The organism is Rhodococcus sp. ENV425 (assembly GCF_002887785.1).
Taxonomy (GTDB): domain Bacteria; phylum Actinomycetota; class Actinomycetes; order Mycobacteriales; family Mycobacteriaceae; genus Rhodococcus; species Rhodococcus aetherivorans.
On record NZ_PCZU01000028.1, the window covers coordinates 1 to 4,813 of the forward strand.

Genomic DNA, 4,813 nt, shown 5'->3' on the forward strand with positions numbered 1-4,813 from the left:
TCGCAGGTTCAAATCCTGTCCCCGCTACCACCACCGGCCCGGACTCTCACGAGTCCGGGCCGGTTTCGTTGTCCCGTGCGAACCCTGTGGGCCGAGCGAATGTATCGCTCATCTCGACAGCGGTAGCGACCGATACATTCGCTCCGAGCCACGGCGGGCAGGCGAGTACATTCCCGCTGTGTACGGAACAGTCGGGCGACCGCGGAGTGTGCGATGAGCGAGGACGACCCGGGCGGGCGACCGGCGCAGCGTGAGAACGCCGGCCGGCGTGCTCCCCGCTGGCTGCGGCCGGCGATCTTGTACGTGCTGTTCGCCGTCGCCGCCTACCAGCTCTCGGGTTGGCTGTTCCACAACCTGCGCGGGTTCCTGGGCCTGCTGTTCCTGGCGTGGTTGCTGAGCATCACCCTCGAGCCGGTCGTCGACTGGCTCGAACGCGTCGGCATGCGGCGCGGCGCCGCCACCGGCCTGGTGCTCTTCTCTCTGCTGGCCTTCGCGATCGGGTTCGTCGCGCTGTTCGGCACCCTGCTCGTCGAGCAGCTGGGCCAGCTGTTGAAGGCCCTGCCGGACGCCCTCACCGCGGTCACCGAATGGGCCAACCGCGTCTTCGACACGAATTTCGCCACCGGTCCGGAGCTCCTCCGCCTGACCCCGGAGACCGTCCGGGAACTGGTCCAGCGGTTCACCCCCGGGGTCGTGGGGGTGGTGTCGTCTGTGGTGGGAGTGGTCTTCCAGGCCATGACGATGCTGCTGTTCGTGTTCTACATGTCGGCCGAGGGACCGGCGATGCGCCGCACGATCTCGAGCTGGTTCCCGGCCCGGCAGCAGCAGGTGATCTCGACGGTGTGGGAGACCTCCGTCGAGAAGGCCGGCGGATACGTCGTCTCGCGGCTCATCCTGGGTGCGGTCAGCGCCGTGGGCACCGGCATCTTCCTGATGGCGATCGGTGTGCCGTACTGGCTGCCGCTCGCGCTGTGGACCGGGGTCGTGTCGCAGTTCGTGCCCACCCTCGGGACGTATCTCGCGATCGCGCTGCCGGCGATCATCGCCGCGGCCAACCAGCCGATCGACGGGCTGTGGGTGGTGTTGTTCGGCACTGCCTATCAGCAGGTCGAGAACTACGTGCTGCACCCGCGGATCACGTCGAAGACCGTGTCGATCCACCCGGCCGTCGCATTCGGTTCGGTGATCGTCGGCGCGTCGCTGTTCGGTGCGATCGGGGCGCTGGTGTCGGTCCCCGTCGTCGCCGTGCTGCAGGCGTTGGTCGAAACATACGGACGCCGCTACGAACTCGTCGTCGACCCCACCGGCAGGACGAAGCCCGAGCCGGAACCCCGCGACGACGAGGACGGCTGAACGTTACTGCCGCGGCACCCGGCCCATGAGATAGAACTCGGGATTGGGCATCATCCCGGTCACGCTGGCCATCTTGTTGCTCAGGCCGAAGAACGCGGTGATCGCGGCGATGTCCCAGGCGTCCTCGTCGGTGAAGCCGTGGGCGTGCAGGGCCGCGAAGTCGGCGTCGTCGACGTCGTAGGCACGCTCGTTGACCTTGGTGGCGAAGTCGAGCATCGCGCGCTGCCGCGGTTCGATGTCGGCGGTGCGGTAGTTGACCGCCACCTGGTCGGCCACCGTCGGCTTCTTCTCGTAGATCCGCAGGATCGCGCCGTGCGCCACGACGCAGTACAGGCAGTTGTTGGCGGCGGAGATCGTGGTGACGATCATCTCCCGGTCGCCCTTGGTCAGGCCGGAGTCCTCCCGCAACATGATCGCGTCGTGGTACGCGAAGAAGGCCCGCCACTCGGCGGGACGTCGCGCGAAGGTGAGGAACACGTTGGGCACGAACCCCGACTTCTCCTGCACTTCGAGGACGCGCTCTGCGATGTCCCCGGGCAGATCCTTCAGTTCCATGGCGGGAAAGCGCGTGCTCACAAGGTCTCCTGGGCCGGTCGGGACAACGGACCCTGAAGTTAACCGGAATTAACCGAGTTGTCCAGAACGCCGCGCCACGGCGGTCACCGGTCGAACCACGCCTGCGCGTCGAGACGGAAGCCCTCCGCGCCGGCGACCGTGCGCAGATCGGCTTCGAGCTGCCGCAGGCGCTCGGAGCCCAACGTCCGGCCCCACCGGCCACGGAGTTCGTCGAAGATCACCGCGGAGCGCCGGAGGCAGTCGAGGCCTCGGTCGGTGAGGACGACGGTCTTCGCGCGCGCATCGGACGGATCCGCCTCCCGCCGCACGTACCCGAGTTGCTCGAGCCGATCCACCGTCTTGCCCGCCGCCTGTTTGGACACGCCGAGACGGCGGCCGATCTCGCTGGCCGAGGCGCCGGCGGTTCCGATGGCCTGCATCGCGAAGCCGTGCGCGGGGCGCACGTCCGGATGCCCCTCCTCGGCGAGCTGCCGATGCAGAGCGTCGACTAGGGCACGGAATCCCGCGAACAGCAGGAGTGGCAGCTCGTAGCCGGGGCCTTGCGCGGATTCGACAACTTGGTTTACCGTTCCGTCAACCATGTTGTCTATCTTAACGGAGGACGGTTCGATGCCCACCACCTTCACCCGCCACAGCCCCGAGACCGCGCCGCCCGCAGCCCGGCCGATCATGTCGGCGATCGGACGAGAGTTCGGATTCGTGCCCGACCCCGTCGCGCTCATGGCCGAATCCCCCGAACTGCTGTCGGCCTTCACCCGCGCCAACGCACTGTTCGAGCGCAGCAGCCTCGGCGAGATCGAACGGGAGGTGCTGGTGCTGACGATCGCCACCCGCAACGAATGCCACGTGTGTGTCGCCCTGCACAGCGCGAAGCTCACCAGGATGGGCGCACCCGGGGACCTCGTCGACGCACTGCGCACCGGCCGGGCCCTCGCCGACGAACGACTCGAGGTCCTGCGGAGGTTCACCCTGGCGGTACTCGATTCGGCCGGTGCGGTGCCCGACGACCGGTGGGCCGAGTTCACCGCGGCGGGGTTCACGGCGCGCAACGCCCTCGAGGTGGTCCTCGGCGTCGGCACCTTCACCCTCTCGACGCTCGCCAACCGCCTCACCGCCGCCGAGCTGGACCCGCCGCTCGCGCTGTTCGCGTGGCGACGCGAGGAGGTCGCCCCGTAAACGCAGACGGCCGAATGTCACACGGGTTCAGTCAGATCGAACCCGTGTGACATTCGGCCCGTCAGGGGAGGAAGGGTCAGACGATGAGCTTCGCGGCGGTCGCGGCCAGAACGTCGTCGACACTCACGCCGGGCGCGGTCTCGACGAGCTTCAGGCCCTCGTCGGTGACGTCGATGACCGCCATGTCGGTGATGATCCGCTGGACGCAGTGCTTGCCGGTGAGCGGCAGGGTGCACTCCTCGAAGATCTTGGGCTCGCCCTTCTTGGTGACGTGCTCCATCATCACGATGACGCGCTTGGCGCCGTGGACGAGGTCCATCGCGCCGCCCATGCCCTTGACCATCGCGCCGGGGATCATCCAGTTGGCGATGTCGCCCTTGGCGGAGACCTGCATCGCGCCGAGGACGGCGACGTCGATCTGTCCGCCGCGGATCATGCCGAAGGACTCCGCCGAGTCGAAGAACGAGGCCCCGGGGATGACCGTGATGGTCTCCTTGCCGGCGTTGATGAGCTCGGGGTCGAGCTCGTCCTCGGTCGGATACGGCCCGACACCGAGCACGCCGTTCTCCGAGTGCAGGATCACCTCGACGTCCGGGTCGAGGTAGTTGGGCACCAGGGTCGGCATGCCGATGCCGAGGTTGACGTACTGGCCGTCCGAGAGTTCCGCGGCCACGCGCGCGGCCATCTGCTCACGGGTGAGCTTCTGGATGGTGGTGGCTGCCTGGGTCATGAACGGACCGTCCGATTCTCGATGCCGACAGTGACGGGGCCGACGTGCACGACGCGCTGGACGTGGATGCCGGAAGTATGGATCTCGTTGGGGTCGAGCTCGCCGGGTTCGACGAGGTGCTCGACCTGCGCGATGGTGATGCGGCCCGACGTGGCGGCGGGCGGGTTGAAGTTGCGGGCGCTCGTGCGGTAGACGAGGTTGCCGTGCCGGTCGCCCTTCCAGGCGTGGACCAGGGCGTAGTCGGCGACGATTCCGCGTTCCATGACGTAGGTCTCGCCGTCGAACTCGCGGGTCTCCTTCGGCGGGGACGCGACGGCGATACCGCCCTTGCCGTCGTAGCGCAGCGGCAGGCCCCCCTCCTCGACCTGGGTGCCGACACCCGCGGGGGTGAAGAACGCGGGGATGCCGGCGCCGCCGGCGCGCAGCCGCTCCGCGAGGGTGCCCTGCGGGGTCAGCTCCACCTCGAGCTCACCGGAGAGGTACTGCCGCGCGAACTCCTTGTTGGAGCCGACGTAGGAGGAGATGGTGCGGCGGATGCGGCCCTTCTCCAGCAGCACCCCGAGGCCGAAGCCGTCGGTGCCGCAGTTGTTGCTGACCGTCTCGAGGTCGGTGGCGCCCTGCTCGAGCAGCGCGTTGATCAGGATTTCCGGAACGCCGACCAGACCGAATCCGCCCACGGCGATGGTGACGCCGTTCGGGATGTCGGCTACGGCCTCGGCGGCGGTGGCAACGACTTTGTCCATGCCTCTACGATAGCGGCAGTTGTGCGTAATGTGAACCCCCGTCCGTGATACGAACCATTTCGAGACTGTTTCATTTTGGAATATTGATTCGGCCAGGACGACCCACTAGCCTCGTACGCATAGCGTCCTTCCGTCCATATCGCGAACACGCATCGAACACCGAGGTCCCATGCTTCACCTGCCGCCCCGCTTCGCCCGCCCCGACGGCGTGCACCCGCCGCTCGACTTCCCCGAC

6 protein-coding genes are annotated in these 4,813 nt (G+C 67.8%); 2 read left to right on the forward strand and 4 right to left on the reverse strand.

Annotated elements, in window-relative coordinates; all coding sequences use genetic code 11:
* Positions 1-213 precede the first annotated feature (213 nt).
* On the forward strand, positions 214-1,353 hold the full coding sequence (locus CQZ88_RS01555) for an AI-2E family transporter (protein WP_029546477.1): 1,140 nt from the start codon (positions 214-216) through the stop codon (positions 1,351-1,353).
* A 3-nt stretch (positions 1,354-1,356) separates the two neighbouring features.
* On the opposite strand, the gene CQZ88_RS01560 is transcribed toward CQZ88_RS01555, so the two are convergent.
* Positions 1,357-1,908, reverse strand: a complete 552-nt coding sequence (locus CQZ88_RS01560; protein WP_037201207.1) for a peroxidase-related enzyme — start codon at positions 1,906-1,908, stop codon at positions 1,357-1,359.
* A 104-nt stretch (positions 1,909-2,012) separates the two neighbouring features.
* Positions 2,013-2,546: a MarR family winged helix-turn-helix transcriptional regulator gene (locus CQZ88_RS01565; protein ID WP_258008410.1), complete on the reverse strand. Its 534-nt coding sequence runs from the start codon at positions 2,544-2,546 to the stop codon at positions 2,013-2,015.
* On the opposite strand from CQZ88_RS01565, the gene CQZ88_RS01570 reads away from it, so the two are divergent.
* Positions 2,539-3,105: a carboxymuconolactone decarboxylase family protein gene (locus tag CQZ88_RS01570; protein ID WP_029546480.1), complete on the forward strand. Its 567-nt coding sequence runs from the start codon at positions 2,539-2,541 to the stop codon at positions 3,103-3,105. The genes CQZ88_RS01565 and CQZ88_RS01570 overlap by 8 nt on opposite strands.
* Before the next feature lie 76 nt (positions 3,106-3,181).
* Here CQZ88_RS01570 and CQZ88_RS01575 read toward each other — a convergent pair whose 3' ends face one another.
* Positions 3,182-3,835, reverse strand: a complete 654-nt coding sequence (locus tag CQZ88_RS01575) for a CoA transferase subunit B (protein WP_043802432.1) — start codon at positions 3,833-3,835, stop codon at positions 3,182-3,184.
* The gene (locus CQZ88_RS01580; protein ID WP_050036039.1) at positions 3,832-4,578 is read right to left on the reverse strand and encodes a CoA transferase subunit A; all 747 of its coding nucleotides are present in this window, start codon (positions 4,576-4,578) and stop codon (positions 3,832-3,834) included. The genes CQZ88_RS01575 and CQZ88_RS01580 overlap by 4 nt, the downstream gene beginning before the upstream one ends.
* Between the last annotated feature and the right edge of the window lie 235 nt (positions 4,579-4,813).

Coding starts and splice junctions, on each gene's coding strand:
- CQZ88_RS01560 (WP_037201207.1), bottom strand. CDS start 1,908: ATGGAACTGAAGGATCTGCCCGGGGACATCGCAGAGCGCGTCCTCGAA.
- CQZ88_RS01575 (WP_043802432.1), bottom strand. CDS start 3,835: ATGACCCAGGCAGCCACCACCATCCAGAAGCTCACCCGTGAGCAGATG.
- CQZ88_RS01570 (WP_029546480.1), top strand. CDS start 2,539: ATGCCCACCACCTTCACCCGCCACAGCCCCGAGACCGCGCCGCCCGCA.
- CQZ88_RS01580 (WP_050036039.1), bottom strand. CDS start 4,578: ATGGACAAAGTCGTTGCCACCGCCGCCGAGGCCGTAGCCGACATCCCG.
- CQZ88_RS01555 (WP_029546477.1), top strand. CDS start 214: ATGAGCGAGGACGACCCGGGCGGGCGACCGGCGCAGCGTGAGAACGCC.